9 protein-coding genes are annotated in these 16,035 nt (G+C 62.7%); 6 read left to right on the top strand and 3 right to left on the bottom strand.

What is annotated here, in order from left to right:
- Positions 1-18 precede the first annotated feature (18 nt).
- A complete protein-coding gene (gene abc-f / locus ACP_RS14580) occupies positions 19-1,989 on the top strand; it encodes a ribosomal protection-like ABC-F family protein (protein ID WP_015898119.1) in 1,971 nt (656 codons plus the stop codon).
- A gap of 70 nt (positions 1,990-2,059) precedes the next feature.
- Here the strand turns inward: abc-f and ACP_RS14575 are convergent, their stop codons facing one another.
- Positions 2,060-3,634, bottom strand: coding sequence for a glucuronyl esterase domain-containing protein (locus ACP_RS14575; protein ID WP_238525576.1), 1,575 nt, complete (start codon positions 3,632-3,634; stop codon positions 2,060-2,062).
- 422 nt (positions 3,635-4,056) lie between these two features.
- Between ACP_RS14575 and ppc the strand changes: the two genes are divergently transcribed.
- Both ppc and ACP_RS14565 read left to right on the top strand, forming a co-directional pair.
- A complete protein-coding gene (gene ppc, locus ACP_RS14570; protein ID WP_015898116.1) occupies positions 4,057-6,900 on the top strand; it encodes a phosphoenolpyruvate carboxylase in 2,844 nt (947 codons plus the stop codon).
- Between the two features lie 109 nt (positions 6,901-7,009).
- Entirely contained in the window at positions 7,010-8,056 is a 1,047-nt protein-coding gene (locus ACP_RS14565) for a plasmid mobilization protein (RefSeq protein WP_015898115.1), read from the top strand.
- Positions 8,057-8,586: 530 nt separating this feature from the next.
- On the opposite strand, the gene ACP_RS14560 is transcribed toward ACP_RS14565, so the two are convergent.
- Together ACP_RS14560 and ACP_RS14555 are read right to left on the bottom strand one after the other, a co-directional pair.
- Positions 8,587-9,318 (bottom strand): hypothetical protein, encoded by a 732-nt coding sequence (locus ACP_RS14560; RefSeq protein ID WP_052294835.1) that lies wholly within the window; start codon positions 9,316-9,318, stop codon positions 8,587-8,589.
- Between the two features lie 49 nt (positions 9,319-9,367).
- Positions 9,368-10,687, bottom strand: coding sequence for an MFS transporter (locus tag ACP_RS14555; RefSeq protein WP_015898113.1), 1,320 nt, complete (start codon positions 10,685-10,687; stop codon positions 9,368-9,370).
- Between the two features lie 110 nt (positions 10,688-10,797).
- Between ACP_RS14555 and ACP_RS18490 the strand changes: the two genes are divergently transcribed.
- From ACP_RS18490 to hypF, 3 genes are all read left to right on the top strand, one after another.
- The gene (locus ACP_RS18490) at positions 10,798-12,069 is read left to right on the top strand and encodes an MFS transporter (RefSeq protein WP_015898112.1); all 1,272 of its coding nucleotides are present in this window, start codon (positions 10,798-10,800) and stop codon (positions 12,067-12,069) included.
- A 98-nt stretch (positions 12,070-12,167) separates the two neighbouring features.
- Positions 12,168-13,472: a mechanosensitive ion channel family protein gene (locus ACP_RS14545; protein WP_015898111.1), complete on the top strand. Its 1,305-nt coding sequence runs from the start codon at positions 12,168-12,170 to the stop codon at positions 13,470-13,472.
- Positions 13,473-13,689: 217 nt separating this feature from the next.
- Positions 13,690-16,035: a carbamoyltransferase HypF gene (hypF, locus tag ACP_RS14540; RefSeq protein WP_015898109.1), complete on the top strand. Its 2,346-nt coding sequence runs from the start codon at positions 13,690-13,692 to the stop codon at positions 16,033-16,035.

Genomic DNA, 16,035 nt, shown 5'->3' with positions numbered 1-16,035 from the left:
CCCCGATAAAATACCCTTATGCTTCAGCTCGCCGACGCCGGCAAACGTTTCGGTCACAAACTTCTCTTTGAACACGCCAACTGGCTCATCACGCCCGACGAGCGCACCGCCCTCGTCGGCGCCAACGGCACCGGCAAGTCCACGCTCATGAAGATTCTCGCCGGGCTCGACTCGCTCGACTACGGCGCGGTGCAGCGCACCAAAGGCATGACCATCGGCTACCTGCCGCAGGATGGCCTCGCCCTCACCGGCCGCTCCGTCTTCGAGGAATGCCTCTCCGTCTTCGACGAACTGCGCGCCATGGAGAAGGAGTTCGAGCAGCTCGCCCACTCTCTCGCCGAGCTTGACCCCTCCGGCCCCGAATACGCCGCCGCCGCCGAGCGTTACTCCCACATCGAGGGCCGACTGCGCGCACTCGACGGCTACGCGCTCGACGCACAGGTCGGCGCCGTGCTCACCGGCCTCGGCTTTTCCAAAACTGACTGGACCCGCCAGACTGAGGAGTTCTCCGGCGGCTGGCAGATGCGCATCGCACTCGCCAAGCTGCTGCTCGCCCGGCCTGATCTGCTGCTGCTCGACGAGCCCACCAACCACCTCGATCTTGAAACCCGCAACTGGCTTGAGAACTACCTCAAGAGCTACCCCAACGGCTTCATTCTCATCTCGCATGACCGTTATTTTCTCGATGTCACCGTCAACAAAATCATCGAGGTCTGGAACAAGGGCCTGCACACCTATCACGGCAACTATGAGAAATACCTGACGCAAAAGCAGGAGCGCCGCGCCCAGCTCGAAGCCGCTTACCGCAACCAGCGCGACCAGATCGAGCACCTCGAAGCCTTCATCAATCGCTTCCGCTATCAGGCCACCAAGGCCAAGCAGGTGCAGAGCCGCATCAAGGAGCTCGACAAGATCGTCCGCATCGAGATTCCTGAAGAAGAGCCCATCATCCACTTCACCTTCCCGCAGCCGCCCGCCTCCGGCCGCACCGTGACCGAGGCCATTCACCTCAAAAAGAGCTACGGTCAAAAAGAAGTGCTCACAGACGTCAACTTCACCATTGAACGCGGCGACCGCATCGCCCTCGTCGGCGCCAACGGAGCGGGCAAATCCACGCTCGTCCGCCTGCTCTCCGGCGAAGACGCACCCTCCGGCGGCTCCCTCAAGCTCGGCCACAACGTCCTCGTTGAATACTTCGCCCAGGACCAGTACAAGGTGCTCGATCCCGCCGCACGCATGCTCGACGACATCTCCCGCACCGCGCCCAAGGTCCCCGAGACCGAGCTGCGCAGCCTGCTCGGCTGCTTCCTCTTCTCCGGCGACGACGTCTTCAAGCCGCTCGGCGTCCTCTCCGGCGGCGAACGCAACCGTTACGCGCTCGCCCGCATTCTCGTCAGCCCGGCCAACTTTCTGCTGCTCGACGAGCCCACTAACCACCTCGACCTGCGCGCCAAAGATGTTTTGTTAGAGGCCATCCAGAGCTTCACCGGCACCGTCCTCTTCGTCTCCCACGACCGCTACTTCATTGACCGCCTCGCCACGCGCGTCTTTGAGGTCGAGAACGGCGTCTCGCACATCTACCCCGGCAACTATGAGGAATACCTCTGGCGCAAAGAGGGCGGCCCCGGCGCCATGGCCACCGCCATCAGCAATGATCTGGAGACGAAGGCGAAACCCGCTCCCGCGCCCCAGCCAGAACCCGAGCCCGCCGCCACACCGCAAGCCGCCCCGCCCCCGCCCGAGAAACCGGCAAAGCGCATGAACCCCATCAAGCTCAAGCAGATGGAAGACCGCGTCATTACCATCGAAGAAGAGCTGCCCCGGCTCGAGGCCTCCATCGCCGAAGCCGAAAACGCGCTCGCCGTCTTCGTCAGCATCGACGAAACCAAGCGCCTCACCGCCGAGATGGCCTCCCTGCGCGAACAGCACGCCCAACTCACCACCGAGTGGGAAGAACTCGTCCTCCAACTCGAAGAAGCCTCCGTCTAGCGCGACACGGGTTCTCTAAAAAATCCGGGGTGCCCCGGGTCCGTGGTTTCGGACCCGGGAGTCATTCCACTCACCCCCGCGGCTGATACCCAAACCACTTCGCCGCCCAGTGAATGAAAAAGATCATGTTCGGCGCATCCGTATGCCCGCCATCATCCTGCCGCCACGCCAGCTTGCCGCCCAGCAGTCCATGATTCACCGGCGGCATCGGCGCCACGCGATAATTCTCCGTCACCGGCGGAACCAACCCCTTGGCCCCCAGCAGCGTCCATACCTTGCTCGCCGCCACCGTCGCCATCCAGCTTCCACGCTGGTCCAGCCACTTCGCATCGCCGCGCTCCGGAATCCCGTAGCTGATAAACGTCAGCCGTGGTGCGCACAGTGCGATCAGGTCATTCGAGTCCACCGGAATATCGCTCGCATTCATCGGCGCAAACTTCGCCTTCGCCGCCGCATACTTCAGAAACGCGCCCGCCATCCAGTGGTACTCCTCTGAGCTGGCCAGCGTCTCCACCGCCTCGCCAAAGTTGCGCCTGAGCGGCGTCGCACCGCCCTTGCCTGAGGACCCGACCAGCACCATCGCAAACCGCTGATCCATCGCCATCGTCAGCAGCGCGGCCTTGCCATAGCGCGACACGCCCTCAATACCCACCTCACTGCCATTCACATCCGGATCGGTCTTCAGGTAGTCGAGCCCCCGGCTCGCGCCCCACGCCCACGCACGCAGCGCGCCCCACTGCTCGGGCGAGCGCGGCTGGCCGTGGTTCACCAGCCCGATAATCCCCTCCGTCAACCCTGCCGCGTTATCCGCCTGCACGCTCTGCGGGTCCAACATCGCAAAGCCCCATCCCGCCTGCACCAGTTCCCAGGTATTCGGCAGTCCGCCATCTTGGTTCAGTTGCGGAAACCGGAACGGCGGCGGAGCCATCGGCTCCCACGCCGGATGCTCGGCAAATACCTGCGTCAGCGCGGGATTCTCATGCTCCATCGCCGCCTTCATCGCATCGTTGATCTGCTGGTACTGCTGCCGCGTCGGCTGGTTCGGCGCAGGAAAATCCGTCGGCCCAAACATCATCAGCACCGGCACCGGCCCCTTCACATTTGCCGGAGTCACCACCATCATGCGAATCTTCACGCTGATCTGCGGGTCAGAGGAGTTGTCCACCGTCCCCACCACTTCCCTGGCCACCACCGGTGTAAAGCCCACGTGCTCGTGATCCACCACCAGCACCTGCCAATGCACCGCCGGAACATGCTTCGGCACCTCGCCATACACATACTTCGCATAATCGGCCACAATCTGCGGCCGCCGCTCGGTCCACCACATCTTCGCCGAGGTCACCTTCTGCCCGTTGTCCATGGTCAACGCATCAGGCAGCTTCGGGTAAGGATTCGCCGTCGCCTCGTCATAATTCGCATGATTCGGAGCCGCAGGATTCCCGCTCGGCCCCGGCCGCATCGCCTCAATCCCCAACAGCCGCATCATCCGCGCATGCATCTGCTCTGACGTCATCCGCACCGGCGCACCCGGCTGCCCGCTCTGCGCCAGGGCACTGGCTCCCGCCAACGCCATCGCGCCAGCCACCATTAGTACGCAACCCGAACGAAATCCCCGCATCACCCCTCCAAAAATCACGTCCGCCATATTACCCGATTCCCATCACACCTTGCATTCACTCATTTCTCAGCCGGCCAACATCCCTCGATGCGTCATTCTGAGGCCAGTGGCCGAAGAATCCCGGCAGCATCTCGCCCATAGACGCCGCACAAAGTTTCTCCCCACCAACCCGCGTCCCTACAATTTCAGGTCCCTCCGGTGAGGCTGCAGGTTGCCCGCGCGGGTGCCCCATGGATTAGAACGCCCGCATGGCGGGTGGCCCAGATCTGAAAATACTAACCGCATGAGAAACACCATCGTCCCCCAATGAGGCGGGTGCCCCATGTCTCGTAGAGACATGGGTTAGGATGCCAACCGCCGGAACAGCGCAGCCAATGGACAAGTCTGCCATCCCGTCCCACCACACATCCCCGCCCCCAAACTCCTCATCCCGCATAATGGAAGACAAGATGCCACAGCTATGGAAACCTGCCAACTGGTCTGACCGTCTCGCCGAGCTCGAAGCCCGCACCGGCGATCTGAAAGAAGCGCCGCTCCGTCGCGACGTGCGTTCGCTGGGCATGCTGCTCGGCGAAGTGCTCCGCGAGCAGGCCGGCGACGCCTTCTTCCAACGCGTAGAAGATCTGCGCCTCAACGCCATCCGCCGCCGCGAAACCCAGGCCGAGGGCCAGCAGCAGCAGGCCGACGCCCTCATGCAGTCCACCGTCGCCGGCGTGCATTCCCTGCCCGTCGATGAGGCCTACTACCTCACGCGCGCCTTCGCCTTCTACTTTGACCTCATCAACCTTGCCGAGACCAACCACCGCAAGCGCCGCCGCCGTTCGCTGCAATTGCACAACTCCGAGGCGCAGCGCGGCTCCCTGCGCGGCACCCTCCGCGCCATGCGCGAGGCCGGCATCACCGCCGAGGAAGCGCTCGCTTATCTCAGCCGCATCTTCGTCGTGCCCGTCTTCACCGCGCACCCCACTGAGGTGGCGCGCCGCAGCGTGCTCTTCAAGCGCCGCCGCATCGGCGAGTTCCTCGCCCACCTCGACTCCATCCCCCTGCCCGACGAAGAAATGCAGGATCTCGAAAACGCCGTCACCGCCGAGATCACCGCGCTCTGGCAGTCCGATGAAGTGCGCAGCCGCCGCCCCGAGGTGGCCGACGAAATCAAGATGGGCCTCGACTACTACGAAGTCTCCATCTTCGAGACGCTGCCCCGCCTCTATGAAGAGGTCTCCGCCGCGCTCGCCAGCGAATACGGCCTCACGCTCGACGCCGCCAGCCTGCCCCTTATGCTTGGCTTCGGCTCCTGGATCGGCGGCGACCGCGACGGCAACCCCTTCGTCACCCCGCAGGTCACCCGCGAGGCCATTCACGAGGCCCGCACCCGCCTGCTCGACTTCTATCTCACGCGCGTGCAGCAGTTGATTGACCTGCTCACCACCTCGGCCCAGCAGTTGCCCGTCAGCGATGAGTTGCGCACGCGGCTCGACAACTACCTCGCAGAAATTCGCGTCGGTGAAGACGTGCTCTTCGGCCCGCGCTTCCAGTTCGAGCTTTACCGCCGCTACCTGGCCTGCGTGCGCGCGCGCCTGCTGCGCACCGCCGGCCACGCCGCGCCCAATGCGGACTCGCTCGAAGCCTCCCTCGCCGCCCTGCCGCCCTACTGCTCCGCGCACGATCTTATGGAAGACCTGAGCGTGCTGCGCCGCAGTCTCGCCGCCCATCGCGGCGAACGCATCGCAGAAACCCTCGTCGATCCCTTCCTGCTCCTCGTGCGCACCTTCGGTCTGCACCTGCACACGCTCGACGTGCGCCAGCACGCCCGCATTCATCGCAAGGCGCTCGAGGAGTGCTCCGCATGGCAGGCCGGCAGCAACGAGAACGCCGTCGAGATTCCGCAGCATCTCAGCCCCTCCACTCTCGATGTGCTCGACACCATGCGCGCCATCCAGGAGGTCAAGGCAAGCTGCAGCCCCGAGGCCATTCGCCAGTACGTCATCAGCGGCGCGGCCTCCGCGTCTGACGTCACGGCGGTGCTGTGGCTCGCGCGCCTCGCCGGCATCAATCCCGCCGGCCGCGACGGCGACCCCGGCCTCATGCCCGTGCCCCTCTTCGAGTCCATTGAAGATCTGCGCAACGCGCCCGAGGTCTGCCGCGAACTCTGGACCAACCCCGCCTATCGCGAGCTGCTCGCCTCCTGGGGCAACACGCAGGAGATCATGCTCGGCTACTCCGACTCCAACAAAGACGGCGGCATGCTCACCAGCACCTGGGAGATCTTCCGCGCCCATCGCGCCCTGCACCAGGTCGCGCATGAGTGCGGCATCACGCTGCGCCTCTTTCATGGCCGTGGCGGCACCGTTGGCCGCGGCGGCGGACCCACCCACCGCTCCATCTACGCCCAGCCCGTCGATGCCTTTGACGGCCAGATTCGCATCACCGAGCAGGGCGAAGTCCTCAACTTCAAGTACTCCGACGTCGTGCTCGCCGAGCGCAATCTTGAGCTCATGATTGCCGCCTCCCTCGACGCCCTCGCACGCCCCAACGCGCGCCAGCCAGACGGCCACCAGACCGGCGTGCTTGAGCCCGCGTGGGAGTCAGCCTTCGACGAGCTCTCCAGCCTCGCCTACGACTTCTACCGCGAGCAGATTCTCCACGACCCCGAGGTCTTGCAGTACTTCGAGCAGGCCACGCCCGTCTCTGAGCTGGAGCACGCCAAGATCGGCTCGCGCCCCTCGCGCCGTGGCGGCAAAATGAGCTTCGACAGCCTCCGCGCCATCCCCTGGGTCTTCGGCTGGACGCAGAGCCGCCTCCTCATCCCCGCATGGTTCGGCGTCGGCCACGCCTTCACCGCATTCCTCCAGAAGCCCGGCGGCGCAGAGCTGCTCCGCGAGATGCTCACCGAGTTTCCGCTCTTCATCGACCTCGTGCGCAACGTGGAAATGGCGCTTGCCAAGGCCGATCTCGGCATCGCGTCGCTCTACTCCTCGCTGGTGCCCGATGCCGGTCTTCGCGAGCGCGTCTTCACCAAACTCAAGGCCGAGTTTGAGCGCACCCGCGAAGCGCTGCTCACCATCGCACAGCAAGACGATCTGCTCCAGAACAATCCCGTTCTGGCCCGCTCCATCCGCCTGCGCAACCCCTACGTCGATCCCATGAGCCTCATCCAGGTCGATCTGCTGCGCCGCAAGCGCGCGCTCGTCGCCAGCTCCAATGGCGCAGCCAGCCCCGAGCTGGACGCCATCCATCGCGCCATCGCCGGCACCATCAACGGCATCTCCGCCGGTCTGCGCAACACCGGCTGATTCCCAATTCCGAACTCAGCTCCACACGGCCATTTCCACTCTGGGAATGGCCGTTTTTCCTGCTCAGAAAACTCTCAGACTCCACCCCAAACTGGCCTAAGCTGCGCTCATGGCAACACACTCGGCAACTCCGCAGGAAGATATCGGCTCCATTCTGGAACGCTTTCAGCAATGGACGGGCGATCAGAGCCGCCCCGCGGCGGCCAACGATCCCAACGCGCCCTTTACGGGCTTTCAACGCTCCGCGCATCAGGCCTACTCCTCCACGCGCCAGATCGCGCGCGAGCTCAGCTATGAAGAAGCGCTGTCGCGCGCGCGCAGCCGCACACGCCGCCCGTGGGAAGACGACGAAGCCGCCGAACCCACGGCATCCGCCACATCTCCCCAGCCCGACGCCGCGCCAACACCAGCCGCGCAGCCCGAGGCAAAGGCGGCGGCAGCCAGCACCTCGTCCAAATCCCGAAAGCCCGCAAAAACGGCTGCGGAGAAATCCACCATGAAAACCGTCACCGCATCCACGGCCACCCGCACTCGCGCGCAAAACCCCAGCCAGCAACAGACCCGCAAAAACAACCCAAACGCAGCCAGCGCCGCCGCTACACATCGCAAGACCACGGCCCCAGGCAGCAGCAAAAAAACAAAGTCCGCAGCCAAAGCACCGGCCACCGGCTCAACCGCAAAGAAGCCACAAGCAGCAGCATCTGCAAGCTCCGCAGCCTCTCCGGGCGTCGCCGCTCCGGTGGCCGCGTATGACCTGCAGCCCTCGCCCAGCTTCCAGCAGATTCTCGCGGCGCAAATCAAGGCTGGCCCGCTCGCCACTTCAGACACGGTCACCGAGGTCGTGGCTCAACCCGCCACCGTGCACGCCGAGGAGATCTCCGGCACCGCCGTCACCGTCACCGTGCATCTCTCCGTCACCGAACGCAACGCATTGCGCACGCGCGCGCAGCAACTCGGACTCACCGCTGACGCCTACCTGCGCCAGTGCGCTCTTGAGGTGGAATCGCTGCGCAATGAACTGCAGGAAGTGCTCGTCACGCGCATGCAGGCTGCCCGCCAGTTGCCCGCGCAACCACGCCGCGACTGGCTCGGCCGCCTCAAGCAATATTTCTTTCCATCACGCACCGACTGCCAGACGCAAATCTTCCACGCATAGCACGGCGCACCCGCCCGCTCTGCCATCCGCATCGCGCTCCGCAGGCCCCCGGGAACAGCCCTTCGTTCCCGGCGCGCGCGGGGCGACCTGATCTTTTCCCTCCAACGATGCGTCATTCTGAGCGAACGGGGTCCCGGCGTGCGCAGCACGCTGGGGTGGTGAAGCGAAGAATCCCGGGGATCTTTCGGTCGCCAATGCTGCCCGAAGTTTCACCCACCATCCCACCCGTTGTCATCCCGGCCAAACCAAGAGAACCGGGTGCCCCACATCTCAAAGAGATGTGGGTGAAAAGCCCAATCAATCAAAGCCTCTTATATCAGGGCAGGGCCTTAACCCTCGTTGAAGGGTACGGGCTTCAGCCCGTACATCCAGCCAGCCTTGTGGATTTGGAGCTTCAGCCCCTGAGGAACTCCCACAAAATGAAAAGGATCTCTTCCTGAGAACCCGGTAGCCTCTCCGACCTCATCAAAACCGGGCACCCGCGAAACTGCCCGCTGAAAACTGTGGACTGGCAACTGACAACTGAAAAGCTACTTCGGCGCCTCGACGCTTGTCGCCTTGTTGTCCACAAACGTCACCACCCACTTCTTCCCGGCCACGTCGTAATCCACGATGCGATTGCCCTCGTCTGTCGAATTCGTCTGCCGCATGAAGCCCAGCGCAAACGCGGTCTGTAGCTCATCCATGCCCACTTCGGCGCGATGCTCGTCAATCGCCTTCCACACCTTCGCCGGCCAGAAGTGATACATCTGGTGCGGGTCGTCGTAGTAAAAAAGCGTGTCGCAATAGAACTGCGAATCGCGGCCTTTCAGGTACCCGATGGCCGTCGCATAGCTGCCGCCCTGGCTGCTGCCCGGCATGGTGAACACCGCCAGCACCTGTTGATTCCCCGCCGGAATCATCGTCGCCACATCCGCCGGACGCCGCGCCGTCACAATATCCTGCACCTGCAGTTTTTGAAGGCTCGGCAGCACGCCCAATGCGTGCGCATAGTCCACGCGGTGATTGCGATAGGGGAAGTACTTCACCTCATATCCCGCCTGCACCCACACCGTTTTTCCATCGAGCGCCTTGGCCGCCTTCACGCTGTCGATGTACATCTTGCGCGGATACACCGCCTCTTCCGCCGAGATCGGCGCTTCCTGCGGCTGAGCCGGCGCCGGCGCGGGAGCGCTTCGCTGCCGGTGAATCATCCATATCCCGATCGCCGCAATCACAATCGCCGGAACCACCATCAGCCCCAGCTTCTGCCATGTCTTCACAGCGTCTCTCCCTTGCTGCCTCTTTGGATGCACCGAATCGCCACGCCGTTCAGAGCTGCCGCACATCCTGCGCGCTCTGCTCCATCTCCACTCGTAGCAGCGCATCAGCCGTCAGCTCATCGGCCTTGCGCAGGCTCGGAAAGAGCGCGCTCCAGATCCCGGTCACCATCAGCGAACCGATGCCGCCATAAATCACCGCGCGCACCGCGCCCCACCAGTGAGCCGTGAGTCCGCTCTCAAATTCACCGAGTTCATTGGATGCGCCCACAAACAGCGAGTTCACCGCGCTCACGCGCCCGCGCATCTCCTGCGGCGTGGCCAACTGCAAAATCGCTGAACGAATCACGACGCTCACCATGTCCGACGCGCCCACAAAAAACAGTGCAATCAGCGAAACCACCAGCGTGTGCGAAACCCCAAACACAATCGTCGCCGCGCCAAAAATCGCCACGCACACAAACATCAGCACGCCTGAGCGCCGCCGGATCGGCCGCACCGTCAAGGTCAGCGAGATCAGCATCGCCCCCAATGCCGGAGCCGCCCGCAGCATGCCCAGCCCGCGCGCCCCCGTATGCAGCACCTCCTGCGCATAAATCGGCATCAGCGCCACCGCGCCGCCCAGCAGCACGGCAAACAAATCGAGCGAAATCGATCCCAGCAGAATCTTCTTCTGCATCACGTAGCGAAAACCGGCCAGCAGCACATCCTTTGAGACCGCGCGATGCTCCATGCGCCCCGGGCGCACACTCAGCGAGCTCACCAGCAGCAGAAACCACAGCAGCGATGCCAGCGTGCACAAATACACCAGGCTCGACCCGTGCAGATGCGTGTGCAGCGGCAGCGTGTAGAGCACACCTCCCAGCGCCGGGCCCGCGATATTCGCAATCTGAAAAATCGTCGCGCCCCACGTCACCGCGTTCACAAACACTTCCTTCGGCACCAGGTGAGGAATCAGCGCCGAAGCCGCGGGCCCGCTGAACGCCCGTCCTGTCCCAACCAGAAACAGCACCAGGTAGATCAGCGCAATGTTGCGCAGCCCAAACCACGCAAACGAAAACAGCCCCAGCGTGCATAGCACCTGTAGCGAGTAACAGACCAGAATCACTCTTCTACGGTCAAAGCGGTCTGCGGCATGCCCGGCGGGCAGCATGAAAATCAGCCCCGGCAAAAACAGTGCCAGCCCCGTGTATCCGAGGTAAAGCGCCTTGTGCGTGATCTCATAGATCTGCCACGCCACCGCCAGCGCCTGCGCCTCGGCGCCCATGATGACAAACACTCGCGCCATCTGGTAGCGCCGAAAGTCGCGCGACAAAAATGCGGCTCCCGCTCCACTCCCCGCGTTGGTGCCGCCTGACCGATCTCCTCGCATACGCTCCTTAGGTTTATATCGTCCCCGGCTGTTTTGCCAGCCGTCAGCCCCGAATCACTTCCATTTCAACACCTTCCGGTAACATTCCACCGCTCCGGTACTCTTAAGAGGTGGACGTCTCCCTCCGCCATCAAGACCACACAAGGGGCAAAAATTCCCGCCAGACCACCCCGGCCCCGCCCCGTCCGGGCCTCGGCTCCCCCTGGACGCTCGCCGCCGTCTGCCTCTGCGGCATCTTCGCCTTTCTCAATCTCTACGTTACGCAGCCCATGCTGCCCATGTTTGAGCACGTCTTCCACGCATCAAAATCGCTGGTCAGCCTCACCGTCAGCGCTTCCACGCTGGGCGTCGCCATTTCCGCGCCATTTCTGGGTGCCATCGCCGAGCGCATGAGCCGCAAGCGCGTCATCGTCCTCGGCCTGCTCCTGCTCGCCATTCCCACTCTGCTCGCCGCCACCGCTCCCGGACTCCCTCTGCTCATCCTCTGGCGCTTTCTGCAGGGCCTCGTCATGCCCGCCATCTTCGCCAGCGTCATCACCTACATCGGTGAGGAGTGGTCGCCGCTCTCCATCGCCCTCGTCATGAGCATCTACGTCAGCGGAACCGCCATGGGCGGCTTCCTCGGCCGCCTCATCGCCGGTCTCACTGCCGAATACCTCAACTGGCGCGCCTCTTTCCTGCTCCTCGGCCTCGCCACCGCGGCTGGCGCGGCACTCATCGCCCTCATTCTCCCGCGCGAAAAGCGCCCGCTCCCGCAGCATCCCCACCCCGGCTTCGCCGCACAAATCCGCGGAACCCTCGCCCACTTCGCCAACCCGCGCCTGCTCGCCACCTACACCGTCGGCTTCGGCATGCTCTTCGCCCTCGTCTCCACCTTCACCTACGTCACCTTTTATCTCGCGGCTCCGCCCTTTTCCCTCTCCACCGCCGCGCTCAGCTATCTCTTCGCCATCTACCTCATCGGCCTGCTGGTCACCCCTGCTGGGGGATACCTCATCACCCGCATCGGCATGCGGCGCGGCATCGTCTTCGCCATCCTGCTATGCCTGCTCGGCGAGGGACTCACCCTCAGCCACCATCTCTGGATCGTCGTCTTCGGCGGCCTCGGCCTGGTCTGCACCGGCGTCTTCATGGCCCAATCCACCGCCGCCAGCTTCGTCCGGCTCGCCGCGCCTGACGGCACCCGCGTCTCCGCCGCCGGTCTCTATCTCTCCTGCTACTACCTCGGCGGAACCGCCGGCGGCGTCCTCCCCAGCGCCGCATGGAACCTCGGCCAGTGGCCGGCCTGCGTCGCGCTCACCTCCACCGTCCTGCTGCTCATCGTCGGCATCGGATGGGCCGGCTTCCGCGCCCCCGGCACCTCCACCAAAGCCATCCCATAATCCAGCCCGCAAACCTGACCGGCAAACCCGGCCCGCCGCCCCATCGAACGCTTGTCTGTTACGATTTTCTTTCTCTACGATCGATACGAGGCTTTGGAATGAAAGACTTTCACTCCGAGTGGATCAAGCTGCAGCAGAGTCATCTGCCCCGCACCGTATTGCTCGGCATTCTCTATTCGCTGCTGGCCACCGCCGTGCTGGTGCTGGTCCTGCGCGCCATCCGCTTTCTCTTTCGCCGCTTCCGCGCCACGATTCACGGCTGGCGCGAGAGCATGCCCTCACTGCGCATCCAGCAGTATGAGCTGCTCTCCGCCGCCCGCATCGCCAACCTCATCATTCTGGCCGGCAAAGTCTTCACCACCGCGCTGGTCCTCGTCATTCTCTACTTCTATGCCTCGCTCGTCCTCGGCTTCTTCCCCTGGACGCGCGGCTACGCCCAGGCCCTGCTCGGCTACGTCCTCTCCGCGCTCGGACTCGTCCTCAGCACCATCGCCAGCTACCTGCCCAACCTCTTTGTCATTCTCATCATCCTCGTCGCGGCGTTTTATCTCATTCGCTTCACCCGCGTCATCTTCACTGAAATAGGCAAGGGCAACATCACCTTCTCCGGCTTTCACCCCGAATGGGCCGAGCCGACCTACAAAATCGCCCGCTTCCTGCTCCTTATCGGAGCCGCCATTGTCGTCTTTCCCTATCTGCCCGGATCAAAGTCGCCCGCCTTCCGCGGCATCTCCATCTTCCTCGGCGTGCTCTTCTCCCTCGGCTCCACCTCAGCCGTGGCCAACATCGTTGCCGGAGTCATCCTGACCTACATGCGCGCCTTCCGCCTCGGCGACCGCGTGCAGATTGCCGACACCGTCGGCGACGTCATTGAGACCTCCCTGCTCGTCACCCGCATCCGCACCATCAAAAATGTTGAGATCACCATCGCCAACTCCATGGTCCTCAACAGCCACATCATCAACTTCAGCGGCTCCGTGCAAGAGGGCGGCGACGGACTCATCCTGCACACCAGCGTCACCATCGGCTACGACGCACCCTGGCGTCAGATTCACCAGTTGCTCACCGAGGCCGCGCTCGCCACTCCGGGCATCATGCCCCAGCCCGTGCCCTTTGTGCTCCAGACCGCGCTCGACGACTTCTACGTCCATTACCAGATCAACGCCTACACCAGCCAGCCCAGCCGCATGCAGCAAACCTACTCTGAACTCCACCAGAACATTCAGGACAAGTTCTACCAGGCCGGCGTCGAAATCATGTCCCCGCACTACTCCACCATCCGGGACGGCAACCGCATCGCCATCCCCGACGACTACCTGCCCCAGGGCTACCAGCCCGCTGGCTTCCGCATAAACCTGAGCGGCCAACCCAAACCCGACCCCGCCGCGCCCAACCGCGAATAAGCCCAACCATCCACCGTGTCATCCATCCCGAACAAGCGAGTGTGATGCTGTACCTCGCTGGTTAAAAGTAGAGACAAAGAAGATATTTTCCACTGCGCAGCCCTTTGTGCTCGCCGCTTACTTTTTTGTTTGAAGATTCCTCAATGACTCCATCAGACACGCTGTGTGATGCTCGTCACTGCCATTTCTATACACAGCGGAAGAGCCTCGATGTGCGATGAATCTATTCCACGCACTCGATTCGCGACAACCTGCACGCATCAGTCTCACCCTACGGGGTATCGTGCAGGGCGTGGGATTCCGCCCTTATATCTATAACCTCGCACAGCGGCATCAACTCTCTGGATACGTTCTCAACACGGGCGCTGGAGTCACGATTGAAGTCGAAGGAGCAGCGGCTTCTCTCCACTCCTTCATTCACACCCTGCCTGCGCAGATTCCGCCTCTTGCCAGAATTGACGATCTCCAACTCGCCATCATCGAGGTCATCGGCGAACGCAATTTCGTGATTCGTGAAAGTGACCGCTCTCAATCCTCTTTCGCGCTGGTTCCGTCCGACATCTGCTTATGCGATGCCTGCCTCGCCGATACTCGCGATTCAACCAATCGCCGGAATTGGTATCCATTCACCAACTGCACAAACTGCGGCCCACGCTACAGCATCGTGATTGACCTTCCCTACGACCGTCCGTTTACTACCATGGCCGAGTTCTCCATGTGTCCCGACTGCCGCCGCGAATACAACGATCCAACAAACCGCCGCTTCCATGCGGAGCCCAATGCCTGCCCCGTCTGCGGGCCTAAACTAAGCCTCTCACCGGCCACTGCCGAAATCCCGGACGGTGACTCACGGGCTATCCTCACTTACATTGCTCGTCAGCTCATCTCGGGTCGAATCATTGCATGGAAAGGTCTGGGCGGATATCAGCTCGCATGCGATGCAACTCGTGAAGATGCCGTCTCCACTCTTCGCCGTCGCAAACACCGCAGCGAGAAGCCATTCGCCATCATGGTTGCCGGCATTACAGCCGCCGAGCAACTCTGCGTCGTCTCTCCCCTCGAACGCACAGCGCTTCTCAGTTCACAGCGCCCCATTGTTCTGCTGCGGCGAAAGACTGCAGCAAACCTCGCCGCCAGCGTATCGCCGGGCAATCCCACGACAGGTGTCATGCTCCCGTCAACGCCTATGCATGACCTGCTTTTTCTTGCACTCCGCGAACTGGCCGGCGCCAGCATTCCACTCGTCATGACCAGCGGCAACCTCAGCGAAGAGCCCATCGCCGTCGACAACGACGAGGCTGAAGCCAAACTCGCAGATGTTGCCGATCTCTTCGTGCATCACAACCGCCGCATTCACACGCGTGTCGACGACTCGGTCGTTCGAGTGATCGATGACGAGGTGCTCCCGATCAGGCGAGCACGCGGGTTTGCTCCACAGCCTGTATGGCTCGGCATGGGCGAAGTTCAGGTACTCGCCTGCGGTGCGCAACAGAAGAACACGCTCTGCCTCACCAAATCCGGCTTTGCGTTCCCCAGCCAGCATATGGGCGATCTTGAAAACTACGAGACGTTGGAGTTCTTTGAGCAAACCCGCAAACGCATGTGCCGCCTCTTCCACATCGAACCGGAAGTCATCGCGCACGACCTCCACCCCGGCTACCTCAGCACGCAATGGGCATTGCGTCAGAGCGGAATCCGCCATATTCCAGTCCAGCATCACCATGCACATATCGCGGCCTGCATGGCCGAGCACCAACTCCGCAATCCTGTCATCGGCGTCGCTTGGGACGGCACTGGCCTGGGAACGGACAACACAATATGGGGCGGCGAATTTCTCATTGCAGACCTCCGCAGCTTCCAACGCGCAGCACATCTACGCACCGTACACCTTGCAGGCGGCGACACAGCAGTGCGCGAACCATGGCGTGTCGCATACAGCTACCTTCTTGATACCTTCATCGACCAGCCGCCTGCGCCTCCCTCCTTTGCCCAGCTTCCTCAGGAGCGAACCCGCGTCGTAGACACAATGCTGCGTCAGCATCTGCATACCGTTCCCACCTCCTCTGCTGGACGTCTCTTCGACGCAGTCGCTGCGCTCATTGGCATTCACGCCACCGTCTCCTATGAAGGTCAGGCCGCAGTTGCACTCGAAGCCATCGCGGCAGATGCCAATCTTACGGAGCCCGAGCCTTATCCCTTCAACCTGATCGACGATGCTTCTATGCAACTCGACTTCCGTCCAATGATTGCCGCACTGATAGAAGAAGTATTGAGCAACGAGCCAAAGCAACTGATGGCCGCTCGTTTTCACGCCACCCTTGTTTGTGCAATCGTGCGCGTCTGCCGGAAAATTCGCGAAACGACCCACATCAACCAGGTCTGCCTCAGCGGCGGGTGCTTCCAGAACCAACTGCTCCTCCGAGGATCCCGCAATACGCTGCGCGCCTCTGGATTTGAAGTTTATTTCCCGCGTGCCGTACCGGCGAATGACGGCGGCATCTCGCTCGGGCAAGCCGCGATTGCCTGCGAAACTCTGCGCACGCAAACAATAAGTGGAGCCTGA

Source organism: Acidobacterium capsulatum ATCC 51196, from assembly GCF_000022565.1.
Classification (GTDB): Bacteria; Acidobacteriota; Terriglobia; order Terriglobales; family Acidobacteriaceae; genus Acidobacterium; species Acidobacterium capsulatum.
This window is presented reverse-complemented; position numbering and strand designations above follow the sequence as displayed.